Annotated in this window: 1 pseudogene; it reads right to left on the bottom strand. The window is 63.8% G+C overall.

Going from position 1 to position 301, the window contains the following annotated elements:
• Nucleotides 1-301: pseudogene (locus AWT75_RS22400) on the bottom strand (hypothetical protein); the annotation flags it as partial.

Raw genomic sequence — 301 nt, 5'->3', positions numbered from 1 at the left:
GCAGCGGCCCGTCTTCCACATACAGTACTGCCGGGTCCAGCCGCCACTTTGCGGGTAAACGACTGGCAAAGTCCTCGGCATACGCCCAGTGACGTGGTGGCATTGCGCCCATCCAGCAAACCGGCTTCGGCCAGCCACATACGCCCCCAGGCACAGGCCGAACTATCTGCCACGCCAGCCTGACTCGCCTGCTGCAAGGCCTGCAGCGGCCCGTCTTCCACATACAGTACTGCCGGGTCCAGCCGCCACTTTGCGGGTAAACGACTGGCAAAGTCCTCGGCATACGCCCAGTGACGTGGTG

The organism is Aquitalea pelogenes (genome assembly GCF_001515305.1).
GTDB lineage: Bacteria > Pseudomonadota > Gammaproteobacteria > Burkholderiales > Chromobacteriaceae > Aquitalea > Aquitalea pelogenes.
Note: the sequence above shows the minus strand (reverse complement) of the source record. Positions and strands in the feature narration are given on the sequence as shown.